This window comes from Metabacillus sp. RB-C-LZQ-3-1 (assembly GCF_058315175.1).
Genome location: NZ_JBZFLI010000003.1, coordinates 41,504 through 57,468, shown reverse-complemented (window position 1 = coordinate 57,468; position 15,965 = coordinate 41,504). Strand labels below are relative to the sequence as shown.

Below are 15,965 nucleotides of genomic sequence, written 5' to 3'. Positions count from 1 at the left end.
CCCTCAACCTCCTCGTTACCATAGACCTTGACCTGATAATTTCTTAGCAAATTTGTTAACGGCCACTAATAATATTAAGTTAATAATGGCGTTGAATAACCCTACTGCTGCTGCAAAGCTATATTGAGCCTGTTGCAAACCCATCTTATAAACGTATGTCGGAATAATTTCTGCAGATGGCTGGTTTAAAGGTGTTTGCAATAAGTAAGCCTTTTCAAATCCGATATTCATAATATTACCTACCGATAAGATCAGTAATATGACTGCAGTAGGCATGATAGCTGGGATATCAACATGTAATATTCGATGCCACTTATTCGCACCATCCATTACTGCTGCTTCATGAAGCTCAGGACTAACTCCTGCAAGAGCTGCTAGATAGATGATTGCTGCCCATCCTGTTTCCTGCCAAACTCCCGATCCAATATACAATGGTTTAAACCACTCTGGTTTCGCCATAAACGAAATAGATTCTCCACCAAACATCATGATGAAATTATTAATAAGTCCATTGTTTGAGAAGAAAACATAGATCATACCGGCTAAAACGACGACTGAGATAAAATGCGGGGCATATACCACTGTTTGAACAAAACGTTTGTATTTCTCATGTCTTATTTGGTTCATCATTAATGCAAGAATAATTGGCAACGGAAATCCAATGACTAATTGTAAAACGCTAAGACCTAGTGTGTTCTTAATTAATCTCCAGAATTGAAATGAATCAAAAAATCTTTCAAAATGCTTAAAGCCAACCCACGGACTTCCCATAATACCTTTTGTTGCAATAAAATCTTTGAAAGCTATAATGACTCCATACATTGGAAAGTAGTGAAAAACGATAAAATAAATTAAAGCAGGTAATAAAAATAAATAGAGTTGGTAATTGTTCAACAGCTTTTTAAATTTAGCCTTTTTTATGTTTTGTGCAGGTTGATCTATTTTTGTTGACATCCTAACCTCTGTGTGCATATCTTCTCCTCACTTTCAAAAATATATTTAAGCTAATATGCAAGCTTCAATAACAAGTTCGTTTGATCATTTATTGACTTCAAGAGCCTCCGCTTTCAGCGAAATCTGGAAAATTAAAAAACTATCATTTTTTGATAACACGGCTAACATGGTCATTATGTCAACCGCATGACATATTATTCAGAAAAAAATTCTAAAACCTCATCATATTAACATTTTGAATCTTTCTATTCCAATATGCATAGACTTTTACCTTTACAAATATTCGCCTCAATATGTCAACCGCATGACATATTGATTTAAAAATTTTTTTCAACCTCTAAAGGTTATTGTTTCAAATCTATTAATTTCCGATATTCATGGACTTCTAACCCTTTTTTAGAAACCCCTTACAAAGAGAATTATATGCCATACGCCTTCATATGTCAACCGCATGACATATAATTCACAAAATATTTCACTTTTTACTCATTCAGCTCTATTCTTTCTATGTCGTTTCACTATCAATTAATTTAACAGGTAAAATCGTTTCTAATTGAATTTCTTCATGTTCACCTTTAATCTGTTTAATAATAATTTCTACAGCCTTTTCAGCTATTTCCTTAATGGGTTGTTCAACTGTGCTTAATTCAGGCAGCAGCCTTTTTGTTGTTTCTGTACCGTCGTATCCAACTACTTTTAGATCATGTGGAATATTAATGTTTCTTTTTCTAGCCTCTCTTAAGACCTTAGAGGCAATCAAATCATCACTTGCAAAGATAGCTTCAACTTGAGGATGGTCATCAAATATTTGTTTGACAATATTTATAACAATTTCATCTGTTGATTTAAGAGGAAATTCATATGTAAGAGGATTTAGGTTATTAGCTCTCATAACATCCTCATATGCTTTTCTTCTTAAATTTGCCGGAGTCTCTAAATAATGTGGTCCATTAATGTGGATAATTTGTTTACATCCTTTATTAATTAATAGTTGAGTCGCTAGTTTTCCACCTTCATAGTTATCACTAGATACAACTGGTGTTTTACTTGATAAATAACGATCGATACCAACTACAGGCAGCTTTGGTATTTCGTATTCTTCAATTCCTCTATTGTGAGCACCAGCTATGATTCCATCAACTTGATTCATTTGCAGCATTTTCAAATAGTTTCTTTCCTTGTCTTCACGGTTTTGACTATTACAGAGTAATACCTTATAACCCAATGAAGAACAAATATTTTCTAAATGAAAAATAAGCTGTCCATAAAATGGATTACCAGTACTTGGAAAGATAAGCCCTATTAAGTACGTTTTCTTGATGAACAGTGAACGAGCAATTTCATTAGGATAGTAATTTAATTGTTCCATCGAATCATGAACTTTTTTTCTAGTTTTTTCACTAATATATCCACGATTATTTAATACCCTAGAAACAGTTGTTGGTGAAACACCAGCAAGCTTGGCAACGTCTTCAATTTTTGGTTTCACCATCTATTTTCCCTCCTTAAATCCAATAAGAGTACTGTAATATCTATTACTTATAAAATGAAACAAAGATTATCGATCATAATTTTACCATAATTATTTATGAAAGGGGTAACAAAATTTTTACATATCGAAAATTATAAATACATAAACACCTTAATGTAAAGTACCACTTAGTAATCGCTTTCTGTTGCCCCTGTTCTTCTGAAACCAAAAAAACATACCTTTCTGATAAATCAGAAAGGTATCAACTCTACTATTTTTTAAGTTTTTAGTATTTTACTATTCCCCCACAAATAACGATCATTATGATAGAATAATGATTTAATTTTTATATGGATTAGAAGTACCTCCTTCAGGCGCTACTTCTATATGGACTGGAACATTAACGTCATCTAAATTAATATTGCCCCATCCACCTGTGTGCTTATCAACCACCTGAATATATAGTTCTTTTCCTATATATTCCGATGCATCCCAATAGACACGACGATAGGCTTCACCATTATGACCAGTAGCTTTCAATAAAATTTCCTTTGTTTTTGCATCAACAAGTGCAATGTATAAAAGCCCTTCATCTGCACCTCCTGAGGTTAAAAAGTCAATCTGACCACCTCCCCCCAAAATGAAGTTTTCAGATTTGATCACACCTGTCGCCTCATCGCCCCCATGATCTGGATGAAAGCCCCATAGGTGATAACGGCTCGGGTCTATAGATGTTGTCGCCTGTCCGAATGGACCACCCCAGCCCCAATCATTCTTATTCGTCACATGATCGTCTGTGAATGCATTTCCTTCTAATACTGTCCAGCCAGTTAAGTCACCAGATTGAAAATCATGATTTATTAATTCGCCATGTTGTATTTCTTCTTTTGGAGCTTCCTCTTCAAAATAAGCTGGTTCAAGATTGTCACTATAAGCTGAACCCATTTCATATACTTCCATAGACACAATCTTCGCTTTTCCATTTTGACTCCATAATTCAATGCCTAGAGAATCAGCTCTCGTAGGATATGCTCTGGTCGTTATACTCTTTTTCCCATTGGCATAGGCTTCAATCATCGATCGATCTAAGTAGATATGAAGCTTTAGATTTTCTCCGTCAAGAGTAAGTTGACCTTCACTACTTGTTTTGGCAATATCAGGATCTAAGCTCATTTTTGTTGCATCTACGCCAAATTTTTCAGCTGCTTCATCAAAATATAGGTTGACCTCTTCGGATGAATCGGCAGATTGACGTACATTTATCCCATACTTTTCATCTGATTTCGCTTTGATCTCAAGAACAATTTCTAACATATCACCCTTTACATCAGCTAGTTGCTTATTCGCCTTTTTAAGTGATTTATTTTTTATTTCAACTAGCTTTTCTCCTCGTAAGCTTTCTAATTCTTTAATTGGTTCAATACCAAGCTCCCCATTTTCTAATAAAGACAATTCTAAAGGTAAGCCTGCATTATGAGCCCAGCCAGCATCATAGTGCTGCTGTTCTGTTCTACGATCTTGCGCAATACTAAATAATATAGAGCGCCCGCTTTCATCGATCATTCCACTTGGGCCCGTAAAATGTACACCATAGTCAAATAATTTAGGTTCCTCATGATCCGGAATAAATTTGTTGTTTTCTTTATCCCATGAACCAATCCAATGAAATACATATTTCACATTATGTTCACTATAGCTCTTAAACCAAGGATTAATGAAAAATGCATATTTTTGTTCTCCATTTTCATCTTCTCCAAGTGGCAGCAGCACAGGCAATTCCCACACATCACCTGTCTTAGGATATTTTTTTGAATCCCCTACAAAGAATGGTCCTTTGTATTCCCAATTTTTTAAATCCTTTGATGTATAAAGTAATGCAGTACCGCCAATATTTTCTATTCCAGAACCTACAATTTGATACCATGTATCTCCATCTTTCCATACAAACGGATCACGGAATTGACCGAACATAACCTTTCCTTCCTCCGCTGGTAAATCAGGAGCTTGAACAGTAACAGGATTAGACAGCATCTTCCAATCCTTTAGCATCGGATCAGTTACATCAGTTGGTGTTGCTAGGCCAGTCATTTGATTTGGTGTTTTACTATCATCTCCAGCTGTGAAAAACAATACAGGTTCTCCATTTTTATCGAAGTGTGCAGAGCCTGACCATACACCGTCTGGTGATACCCCTGATGGAGCTAAAGCGACAGGAGCATCCTCCCAATGAACCATATCTTCACTAACTGCGTGACCCCAATGAATTTGGTGCCAATATGGTCCCTGTGGATTATGCTGATAGAAAATATGATATTTTCCGTTATACTCAAAAGGTGCATGTGGCTCATTCATCCAATGACCTGGAGAAAGAAAATGGTATTGAGGTCGATATCGATCTCCATCATATACACTTCGCTCAAAAGATAAATCAGGGCTTGGTAATTGATGATTCTCTTGATTGTCAATTATTTGATCATAGTTCTTTTTTATTTCTTCGGAAGTTAACGCTTTGTTATAGATTTTTAATTCATCTATCATTCCGTTAAACATATTAGCAGTAAATGGCCCTAATACGGCAGCTGTGTTGTGCTTTCCTATTAATAGGTCCTTGTCAGAAGCTGTTATTGTTGCATTTTTAGGTGTATTAACCTCTCCTGCTAACTCTCCGTTTAAAAAGATTTTCATTTTTTTTGCTTCCTGATCAAATGTTGCAACTATATACGACCACTTATCTTTTTCTAGTACTTTATCTTCTTCTGCCCATACCTCTTTCCATTCACCATTTAAACCAGCTTGAAATGACCATTTTCCATGTCTGCCCATCCCTAAAATATACCCTTCACCTTGAGCTTTATTATGCTGATTAACAATAGCAGATAATTGTCCAAGATCACCCCATTCATAAGAACGCGGCGCAACCCAAGCTTCAATTGTAATAGCATCACTAGGCTGTATTGATTGGGTTGCCTCCTGTTCAATATAGGTAGAATATCCATCAAAAAGAAGCCCGTTTTTTTCTACACCTTTTCTCCATAATGGATCAGAGGAAGGCTTATATTTAGCATCTGAAAAGACATATTCAACTTTTTGATTCTTACCTGTCACTTCGTCCTTTACTGAATTACCTTCACTTTGATTAAAAGCCCAATGGTGGATAATACCTCCATTTCTCACTTGAAAATCATCCACATTAATATGACCAAATCCTCCTGTATGTTGATCAACAATTTTTATAAATAGATTTTCACCTAAATATTCCTTTGCATCCCACGTAATACGCTGGTATGTTTCTGATTCAGGTCCAGTTGCCTTAAATAACTCTTTTCCATCAGAAGCACGGACCAGTGCCACATATAGATCATACTTTGTCGTTCCATCCATCTCATCTCCTCCACCTAAGAGGAAAGAAATTTCTCCATTGCCAGCTAAGTTAAATGTGTTTGACGTTAATGTTCCGGTTCTTCTATCAGCTTCTTCAGGTTGTACTCCCTGAAAGCCCCATAAATGGTAGTTTCCTTGATGCTCAAAAGGAACCGCTGTTTCCCAATAAGTTTCTTGACTTGAAACAGTGCCCTCAAATGCATCTCCAGTAGCTGTCCAGCCTGTTAAATCTCCTGTCTCAAAACCAGGATTGACTAAGGTATTTCCGATAACTTCTTCTTCATTTAATACATGAAAATCATCGACATTAATATGCCCAAATCCTCCAGAGTGGTGATCAACAACTTTAATATAAAGAGCTTCACCAAGATATTCTGATGCATCCCATTTCACTCTGCGATATTTTTCTGTATTAGCTCCAGTTGCTTTCATTAATTCTTCTCCAGTAGAAGCTCTAACAAGTGCTACATATAAATTATTAATGTCCTGTCCTCCACCGACTAAAAAATCAATCTGTCCATTTCCATCAAGAATAAAGGTGGATGATTTCATTATTCCAGCTCTTAAATCTGACTTATCATCACTCTTTGCCCCCTGAAATCCCCATACATGAAAAGTGCCTTCATGTTCAAAAGGCCCTCCCCAGAATTTAGTTACATCTGTGACAGGTGATCTAAATGCTGAGCCGGTAACAGTCCAGCCTGATAAATCTCCAGTTTCAAAATTGGGGTTTTCAATAGTATTTGGGAGGCTATTCATATCGAAATCTTCTTGATTTGTTGTAAATGTTGCCTCTTTTAAAGGGTAAAAGGATAATGAATTCAGTGTAACTTCCCCACCCTTTGAATATAACTCTACCTTTCTACTTGAATCATTTGGGAAAATTTGATTTGTAAAAACAGCCGTACCTTCCTCTGCAAAAACCTCAACAGATGAGCGGTCTACTAACAACTTAATAGTTAAAATTCCGTCCAATACATTTAAATCAGTATGTTGAATGGTAGGAAAGTTCTCATCAAAATCTGTTTCACCTGATTTTGTTCGATCTACAGAAAGTTTTTTATCCTGGATATTATAGGAGATGTTCGTTTCTTCGCTTTCCCCTTTCCTCACTAGAAACCCAAATTCAGTTGCAGTTGTGTCCGTAAGGTTGAATTCTGCCTCAATCTCAAACATTTCGGCTTCAAGATCGTTTAAGACATTATCAGTTGATATTTTTTGATTTATTATTTCCACCATATTTGCAGTATCTCTTAACTGGTTTAATTCATCTACTGGTTCTTGTTTTAATCGTATCTCTCCATCTACCTCCACTAAAGCAAGCTCTCGTGGTATTGACATAGCTCCTCTCCAAGACGAAGTAGGAATTTCCCCTGCATATTGTGCTGGATTATTCATCCATCCTAACCAAATTCTTCGACTATCATTAAGGGAGTCAACCGTATTGCTCCATGTTACTCCAGCATAAAAATCAGCTCCGTAATCTGCCCACATTAATTTATCCATCTTTTTATCTGGAGTAAATGTGCTGCCATTAAAGTCCCCTACATAATAGTGCATTCCTGTTCCACCAGTTGGTGTTGGGTTGATACTTACAGTTAAAACCCATTTTGAGCCTATTTTATTTCCGTTACCATCATATAATGGCAACTCAAACAAATCAGGACATTCCCAACTCCCAATTTCAGCTGCTTTAGGATCAGAGAATTCACCTGTTTTTTTCCATTCTAATAGATTGCTAGATGAATAGAAATCTACTCTTTTCCCACTAGTAATAACAAAGATCCATTGGTTACTTTGCTCATGCCAAAACACCTTAGGATCTCTAAATACACCTGAGCCTCCATTACTTGCTTTCATTTCATTTGGCATTGTCAGAATTGGATTTTGCTCATATGTTGTCCATGTTCGACCATTGTCAAGACTGTATGTAGCACTTACATGTTGATTATCACCACCATTTTCGCTCGTATAAAGAGCAACCATCGGAGGAATTTCGTCTGTTCCTAGACCTGATGTATTCTCCTCATCAACTACAGCACTGCCTGACCAAGCAAACCCATTTTCATCAGGATAAATCGCAATAGGATAGTGCTCCCAGTTTACTAAGTCCTTACTAATCGCATGGCCCCAATACATTGGCCCCCACACTTTATCGGTAGGGTTATGCTGATAAAACAAGTGGTATTCACCGTTATGGTAGACCATTCCATTTGGATCATTCATCCAATTTTTCACAGGAGAAAAATGAAAACCAGGTCGGTAACTTTCATCATTCACCACTGGGAGAGATGCCGCGTTTACGGTTACTAGTGATGGGATTAACAATTGAATCATTAGGATAAAAATAATCAATAAATGGATAAAAGACTTCTTAATAGTTTTATTCACACTATCACCCTTTTCTTAGAAATTTGCGGATTACTTATACTTATCATTAGAGCTTTAAAGAAAATTTGCCGATTGAGCCGGCTAAGGCGAAGCCTGATGCGTAGTTGCACTTACACTTCATATTTAAAATTGTCCACTACGTCAAACCACCTTCTAGATGCTAATTTTTCCTTTTTAACCTATAAGAGAAAATAAATTGTATAATAAAACTCTTTTCATCACCCCCTTCATGATATCGCTTACAAAATTCATCATCTTTTATTTTATAATTGCTTACTCTAACTGAAATTTAACGCTAAATCCCGTTACAGGAAGGATTATTCTTCGTCTTCTATATGTCAACCGCTTGACATACTTTCCCAAAAAAAATAAATAGTATATTAACTTCAAAAGTTACCTTTTCGAATAAACAAATTCCTAACATCAACATTTTTAAGCCCTCTAGGAAAAGTCTACAAAAAAATTATATGTCATACCCTTTAATGAGTCAACCGCTTGACATATTTTTTTCTGAAAATTACATCTATTTAAATTTAATATGACTGGTCATTCCACGTTCAAAGGAGTTTAGTCCTTACAATGGTAAAGGTTATGATGTTTCTGATTACGTACCTTGTCTTAAAAAGGATCATCAACAAAGACAAGAGATAACTAAACATCAGGAGAAAATATTCTTGAAAATGATTTTGTACTTTTTGAGACCAGGTATAGTTTTTCTCGTTCAAAAGGTTTAATGGCGTGACCTACTAAACTTTCAGAATTCCCATTACTGTACATTTCAGCTGTATCAATAACTTGTATACCTGCGTCTAATCCCGCTTTCAAAGCATTTAATTCTTGCGTATACTTTTCCTTGTCATCTCCATATTCCAAGTACCTAAACCGATTGGAAAAACTTCTCTCTCAGCAATTTTCACTTTTTGTACTTCTATCAACTCCTTCATAGTTTATATTTTTCATGAGAATGCGCTTAGAGGTTATCCCCAGTAGTTCAGAGAGTATAAATAATTTAGTAATTTAAAAACCAGTTACATAAAATTATTTATACTCCCTCGGTACAAATTTATATTTTTCCATATCAAAGATACCTTCTTCATAAAGGATGTCTTCAACAGATAGTCCTTCATTGAAATAGTAAAGATCTTCTTGCCTAATATCTTCACTGCATCCAACAGTAAATTGGGTATATGAATACTCATACCCATCCCCCATTGTTGAACCAAATGGTCCCAACTCGATGCATCTCTCTGGAATTTCTTCACGTTTTCCCTTTTCATCAACATAATAGTATAAGTCCTCAATCAAGCCCTCGCTTGGCGGCAAAGCAGTTACAGCATATCCTTTATTGTTTACGCTGAACACATCATACTTCCCTTCTGTTTCTGGCTCGGGAGCATACCCAAACTCATGCATAATTGTCACCTGTCCAACGTATCCTTTTGGTATTAAATACAGATCATTAGTCTTTTTTTCCATTTCGACTTTCCCCTGCAGCCAGAGAAGTCCCATCGGCAGCAAACCAGCCAATAGAAATGCCGCGGCATTCATTGCAGCTATTTTTCCGGAAGGCATTTCCCGATCCCATTTCCTCCACTCATCCACAATAAAGAAGATTACTGATGCCAATAGAGCAAAAAAAGCAAAACCTTCCATTATAAGATAAGTTGCTGCTCCTAAAATCGTATGTATAAATCCCGCTGCAGCAAACCTCCACTTGGCTAACCTCTTTGTAAGATATTCGGACAGCAGTGAAACCGGAACTCCATAAATCACATTTCCAAACAGGCAGTAAAGGAGAATTACCACCAGCATAAAGGAAAAGAAAACCTCTCCTTCCTGGAACAATCCTAACAGCCAAAAACCCAATGTAAAAAGTAAAGAAGCATATAATGCCGTCTTCAACTTGAAAGTTAGCACCAAATAATCACTCCCTTTTGTGAAAAACTTCACAATTATTATAGCATTAAAAGGAATTTATTCCTACAATCACTATAACAAACAAAACCTGCTCCCTGACTATATAACCAGTACGTTTTTGCATATTTCCAGTTATATTAAATTTATTGCTTAATTTGAAAGTCTTATTCCATTATAAATAAAAAAAACGACATCCTTATTCAAGAATAGCGCCCGATTGCTAAAGATCTTAAAGCAAATAATTATATCCAACTTGCAAACCAAGCTACGTAATATGCAGCTGGTAGAAATAAAAACTGAGCAAGAATTGTTCCTACTAATTTAGAGCTAATCATTGTTAATGAATAACTTTTTAAGTAAATGTAATCACACTCTTTTTTCATTACTCTATCTGCTAATACAGAGGCTTTCGGATCAATAAACAATGTTAATAAGATTGTTGCAACACCATTAATAATACCTGAAGACATTAGTGCTGCTTGAGCATAATCTTCAGGAACTAACATTGATGCATATATTGAAGAAAGTACTCCAATTGTAAATACAGCAGACACAATTATATTGGTTACAAAAAGTCGTTTCGGAATTGTTTTATATGTAATTCCTTTTAAATAAGTTATTCTAGGTAACCGAATACATTTAATGACCTTCTTAATACCATTTAGATTGGACTGACTAAGAAATAATGCAATTATTGAACCTCTTTGATTTGATAATTGCACTATTGCTCGTGAAAAGATATTGATAAAGGTCGGAAACAGTAAAATCCCTAGCATGACTCCAATAGTAGTGACACCAATTAGAATCCTATATTGTTCCTCTATAAAGTTTAATTTGTTAAGATCAGGAGCTTCTGCAATAAGCTTTGCTGTTAAAGGTTGTTGAATCATTGTAGAAAATCTAGATACAATCACCAGTGTACTAAACAAAGAGATCGCAGTAGCAATTAGCTTCACTCTTGTTCCTGAAATTCTTGTTGAATAAGCTAGTGTCTCAACCATTGTAATGATTAACACAAATAAAGATATTATGATCAATTTACTCGTCAATAACTCCATTATTAGCTCCTTTTAGATATGTGATTTGTTTTATAAAAAAACTTCCTTTGTTTAGAATTGCAGTAGTCACAGTAAAACTATTAACTCTTATCTGTATTTTTAGTTTCATTTTAACATAAATATCCAGTGGAGGAGACTGACTGCTTCTCAACAATTTTGCCCCAAACTTAAAATAAGCGCCTTTCCTTGTTCTAGAAAACTCTCACTATTTAATTGATGAACATTCCTGGGCACACGAAAAAAGCGCGAAGCTTCATGTACGCGCTTTTTAAATAGCGAATGCGTGATTGCCGACTGTCTTAATAACTTCACGAGTTAAAATCCAATCACTTGTTGCCGTTTCAGGGTTATAAAAGTAGAGTAACTCATCGTCATTTCCTTGATCCGTCAAAGCATCCTGAACAGCTTTCATCGCTTCCTTATCAGAAGGTTCATTAATTGAACCATTTAGAACAGGTTCAAATGCATTCTTTTCATAAATAACTTCCTCTATTGTATCAGGAAATTGTTTGTGTTCAACACGATTCAACACAACTGTTGCAACTGCTACTTTACCAACATATGGCTCACCTTTCGCTTCTGCGTGGACAAGACGAGCAAGCAAATTCTTTTCTTCGTTCGAGATTGTTAGAGAATTATCTTTTTTTTCGATCAAGGTCATTGGAGAATTGGCTTTTTCTTCTTCATTAAAAAAACGTAAGTCTATTAATTCAGCTTCATTCTTGTCGATACCATATTTTTTGCATAATAATTTTAAAGTGTCACTAGTCTGAATAGAATCTTCTGATTCAGCATTTATTTGAGTTGTTGGAAAGAAAGTATAAGAACCAATTACTAGTGTAATTGTGATCACTAAGGTAAATAATTTTTTCATTTTGTAAACCTCCTGTTTGTTTTTTAGAGCAAAAACAGGCCCATCTACAAGGCTAACAGGTTTACAAGGGTGTCACATTAGTGAATTATTGGCAGATTTACCATTAGTGGAGATTTATATTGGCTGCTAAACTATTGTTTAATATGATGGGTGCTATCGAAGAATTTGAACGCGATGTAATACTGATCGAACAGCTGAAGGACTTGAAAGAGCAAAGTCTAAACAAACAAGCGACACCTCAATTGGTGGTCGCTCTTTTTCGTTTAATTCGATAGCTCAATAGGTTAATGTAGAACCAATTCAATCCTTTTATTTAGCTTATTCAATTAAAGCCCCGATAGTTGAAATACAATCTTTCATAAACTAAATGAAACGGCTTTTTCCATCTTCCTCCTATAGATAGAGCTTCTTTTCTTGATCAGCTTCTGCATTTTGACCATGCTCCATAAATCATTTAAATAAAAAATCTATACATTAAAATTACCATTATTTACATGTATAACTAATCCCTAAAAATTCAAACTATGATTAAGCAAGCTTGCATAATCTAATTCTTACAAACTTTAAGGAGATGATTTAAAATGGCACGCAATAATAACAGCAATCAATTAGTTGTTCCCGGTGCTAAACAAGCTATTGAACAAATGAAGTATGAAATCGCATCAGAGTTTGGTGTTAACCTTGGTGCTGAAACAACTTCAAGAGCTAATGGATCAGTTGGTGGAGAAATTACCAAACGCCTAGTTGCCATGGCTCAACAATCAATGGGCCGTTTCTAATAATTTTTAAGTATATAGGAGAAAAAGAGGCTGGTACAGATTATAAATGTGGATAAGAAAGCTTACCTTACAGGCTGTCGATAGATCTCGATAGCCTGTAAGTATAGTATATTTTCATTTTATTCAATTTAGCTAGTCGTTTGAATCGCGACTTCATATAGGGCGTTACTGACTTTTCCAAATTCGCTTGCATGTGGGCGGTCTTCTCCATCTTCATAGCCATAATCGAACATACGATTTCGATTAAGTGTTAATTTTGTGAATGTTGGTCTTAACAGATCAAAAAGCTTAAATCTTTCTTCTAAATGTGAAAATCTCTGTTGATAAGAAAGAATTTCCTCACGAACAATACTCCAGAATCGATGTTCTGAAAATTGCTCCTTATCCTGAAGAATGTTACTTAAATAACGGAAGTGACAAATAAATAATCCTGTTAAGATAAATTGTGTTAACCCTTCAGGCGGTTCACTTCGTAATACTTTTTTCAGCTCTGGGGACAACGTCGCAAGCTCTGGAAATGGCTGATCACTAATATTCACATCATCTACAAAATCCTTCATAATTGTCCTTTCCGGCTTATAACTTTTCAAAACAAGCACCGTATTTTGACCGTGTGGTGAAAACACTGTACCATATTGATATAAGTAATGTAACAATGGAGGTAAAATGGATTTCACTAGTTCCTTCACCCATCGTTCAACTGTAAGACCTGACTTCTCTATCAATGTTGATACAAATGGTGTTCCCTCTTGATCTACGTGCAATAGTGCGGCAAGTGTAATAGCATGTTCATTTTCTTGCAACTCATTATAAATACTTTCTCTCCAAACTACCCCAAGCATTTCAAGATATTGATAAGGAGCTCCCTTTAGCTTTGAAAAAGTGCGATGGTCGACATTCATGGTTGCAACCTCTCCTAATAGACTTAATCGGCACTCTTCTTGTAAAAATGAATCATTTTTTAGTATGTTTTTCATAAATGTTGTCACTTCAGGAGCAATCACTGTTCTTTCACTTGGAAGCCCCCTGTAAACAAGTGTATTTAAAATACTCATTGGCAGCTTAACATGATACTTTTCCTTGTTTGTTTTGTTTACAAAGGTTCGAATAGACTGTTGAGGAAGATACTTGTCATTTCCTTCGCCTAGCGGAATGATCTTTTTGTTGGCAATTTCAACCGAAAACATTGATACAATCACATTGTCCCATTGCCATAGGTGTATCGGCATAAAATAATATTCCTCTGCTGGTACGCCTCTGGCCTCTAATTTCTTTGCAAACTGCTGACGTGTTTCTTGCTCAAGCTCTTGTTCTAGCAGCCTATCATAACTCAATTCTTCTACAGAATGAAATGTTCCGATCGTTTTATGAACCGCTATCCATGAAAGTTGCACCTTTTTCTGTTGTTCAGGGGCATATTTAATATAATCCTCATACCCAAAACCAATCCGACCTTTATTATAGGTAATCCAAGGATGTCCACTCATTTCTCCTTCCAAATCTGCATAATCTAATTCAACTAACTCATCAGAGGTTTTTGATTTTTCTTTTAAATGAGTGTCGGCCACTAGTGTATGCAAATATTCTTTTATTAAATGTCCAGCTGTAGATCCGCTCATCTTTCCTTCCTGTTGAATACTTAACAGAAGAGAAAGTGACATAGGTATATCTTCCTTTTCAGAAGCGATCATTTCAATGCTACTTGGTATCACATAGAAGCTATCGAATAAACGCGGCTTTGCTTCAAAACAATAAATAGTTCCTTTGTTATCTTCCCATACATAGCATTGTACTCCATCCTTTTCGCTAAGAAGTTTCGGGGTAATAATTTCTTCATACATGAATTCTTGAAGCATTTTAGCTAAAAGCTGCTGATCTACGTCTCTCCAAGCTTCTCCTGTTAACATATGTAAAGGTGTTTCACTTATTTTCACTATGTCCAACTCCTTTTTTTATTTGGTATAAAGATGCTTTATGAGTGCTTATTGAAAACAAAAATGCAAGTAGTGCGGAACAAATTAAAAGGAAACCGCTAAAAAAGAACGGACCTTCACCCCCGTCATGTTCTACCATTGTTAAAGCGGCAATGGGCGAGATAAGCAAGGCTATGTTTTGGACCGATGTTACGAGACTATAGGATAGCGGCGATTCTTTTCCCATTCTCATTTTGAAAAAAAGGACGTCAATCGCGGCCAGACTGACAAAAAAGCAGATCCCATACATAATACGAAAGAAAACAAACAGCCAAATATCCTCTACTAACACTTGTATATATAGCAATCCTCCCGTTACCGCCGTTATGCAAATGAAAATCATCTTTATATGGGATTGAAGGTAGCGTTTCGGCAATAAAAACTGCAAGATGATCGCTACAAGACTTGGCATGACATATAGCAAGCTTAGTCCTTGTTTTGAAAGGGTATAGGTACGATCAAGAAATGCCGTAAAATATGGGCGAATCGTATGGTGTCCTATAAAAAAGAGAAGGACAATGAATAAATAAATAAGAAATTCTCCTTGCCATTTCCCAGCATGAGATAGGTCTTCCTTGTTTCTGATTTTTCCTTTTGAGCTAAATGAATAACGTGTTGATAAAAGAAAATAACAAGCTGCTGCAAGGACTAGATCGATGATCGCAAATAGATAATAGCTATCCAACGGAAACGACCAATTGATAATGAAGCTTCCTATAATCCCAGCTACAATTACACTTCCATGAAATAAAAATAAGTAAGTGGTTGTTGTTTTTACTTTTTCATCCTCTTTCTTGCATGAAGCGATCATCACTGGATAGAGAATATAAATGCTGCTTTGAAAAAATAGTAAAACCAGTGAGATTACTAAAAATTCCTCGAAAGAATGGGCATTGGGAATCAGTAATTTGCAGCCCGCCATGGCCATTAAAGCACTTGTTATAAGCTTTCGGAGAGGAATCCATTCCGCTACTTTAGCCCATATAGGAGTCATCACAATACCGATCAGACGGCAACAAATAATGAATAAGCTAGTTGCTTGCACTCCGTCTACTTGAAAATAGCTAGAAAATAATTGTGGAAAAAAGGGTGATAGCAGCATTTCTGAAATGAATGTAAATAGTAAACAACAATAAACAAGCCATCTTTCAACCTTTTTCATACTCT

Annotated in this window: 11 protein-coding genes; 2 read left to right on the top strand and 9 right to left on the bottom strand. The window is 35.7% G+C overall.

Features of this window, described 5'->3' with window-relative positions:
- Nucleotides 1-15: 15 nt before the first annotated feature.
- From AC4GZ8_RS05995 to AC4GZ8_RS05965, 7 genes are all read right to left on the bottom strand, one after another.
- Nucleotides 16-954, bottom strand: a complete 939-nt coding sequence (locus AC4GZ8_RS05995; protein WP_491080910.1) for an ABC transporter permease — start codon at nt 952-954, stop codon at nt 16-18.
- A gap of 505 nt (nt 955-1,459) precedes the next feature.
- A complete protein-coding gene (locus AC4GZ8_RS05990; RefSeq protein ID WP_491081193.1) occupies nt 1,460-2,443 on the bottom strand; it encodes a LacI family DNA-binding transcriptional regulator in 984 nt (327 codons plus the stop codon).
- Nucleotides 2,444-2,764: 321 nt separating this feature from the next.
- Nucleotides 2,765-8,197 (bottom strand): GH32 C-terminal domain-containing protein, encoded by a 5,433-nt coding sequence (locus AC4GZ8_RS05985; protein ID WP_491080909.1) that lies wholly within the window; start codon nt 8,195-8,197, stop codon nt 2,765-2,767.
- A gap of 651 nt (nt 8,198-8,848) precedes the next feature.
- The gene (locus AC4GZ8_RS05980) at nt 8,849-9,070 is read right to left on the bottom strand and encodes an aldo/keto reductase (RefSeq protein WP_491080908.1); all 222 of its coding nucleotides are present in this window, start codon (nt 9,068-9,070) and stop codon (nt 8,849-8,851) included.
- A 165-nt stretch (nt 9,071-9,235) separates the two neighbouring features.
- The gene (locus AC4GZ8_RS05975) at nt 9,236-10,114 is read right to left on the bottom strand and encodes a DUF6843 domain-containing protein (protein WP_491080907.1); all 879 of its coding nucleotides are present in this window, start codon (nt 10,112-10,114) and stop codon (nt 9,236-9,238) included.
- A 242-nt stretch (nt 10,115-10,356) separates the two neighbouring features.
- On the bottom strand, nt 10,357-11,172 hold the full coding sequence (locus tag AC4GZ8_RS05970) for a lipid II flippase Amj family protein (RefSeq protein WP_491080906.1): 816 nt from the start codon (nt 11,170-11,172) through the stop codon (nt 10,357-10,359).
- 268 nt (nt 11,173-11,440) lie between these two features.
- Entirely contained in the window at nt 11,441-12,046 is a 606-nt protein-coding gene (locus tag AC4GZ8_RS05965; RefSeq protein ID WP_491080905.1) for a cell wall hydrolase, read from the bottom strand.
- 119 nt (nt 12,047-12,165) lie between these two features.
- On the opposite strand from AC4GZ8_RS05965, the gene AC4GZ8_RS05960 reads away from it, so the two are divergent.
- Together AC4GZ8_RS05960 and AC4GZ8_RS05955 are read left to right on the top strand one after the other, a co-directional pair.
- The gene (locus AC4GZ8_RS05960; protein WP_491080904.1) at nt 12,166-12,321 is read left to right on the top strand and encodes a hypothetical protein; all 156 of its coding nucleotides are present in this window, start codon (nt 12,166-12,168) and stop codon (nt 12,319-12,321) included.
- Nucleotides 12,322-12,627: 306 nt separating this feature from the next.
- The gene (locus tag AC4GZ8_RS05955) at nt 12,628-12,825 is read left to right on the top strand and encodes an alpha/beta-type small acid-soluble spore protein (RefSeq protein WP_299090234.1); all 198 of its coding nucleotides are present in this window, start codon (nt 12,628-12,630) and stop codon (nt 12,823-12,825) included.
- Between the two features lie 128 nt (nt 12,826-12,953).
- Here AC4GZ8_RS05955 and AC4GZ8_RS05950 read toward each other — a convergent pair whose 3' ends face one another.
- On the bottom strand, nt 12,954-14,759 hold the full coding sequence (locus AC4GZ8_RS05950; RefSeq protein WP_491080903.1) for an IucA/IucC family protein: 1,806 nt from the start codon (nt 14,757-14,759) through the stop codon (nt 12,954-12,956).
- On the bottom strand, nt 14,746-15,960 hold the full coding sequence (locus AC4GZ8_RS05945) for an MFS transporter (protein WP_491080902.1): 1,215 nt from the start codon (nt 15,958-15,960) through the stop codon (nt 14,746-14,748). Before AC4GZ8_RS05945 ends, AC4GZ8_RS05950 begins: the two co-directional genes overlap by 14 nt.
- Between the last annotated feature and the right edge of the window lie 5 nt (nt 15,961-15,965).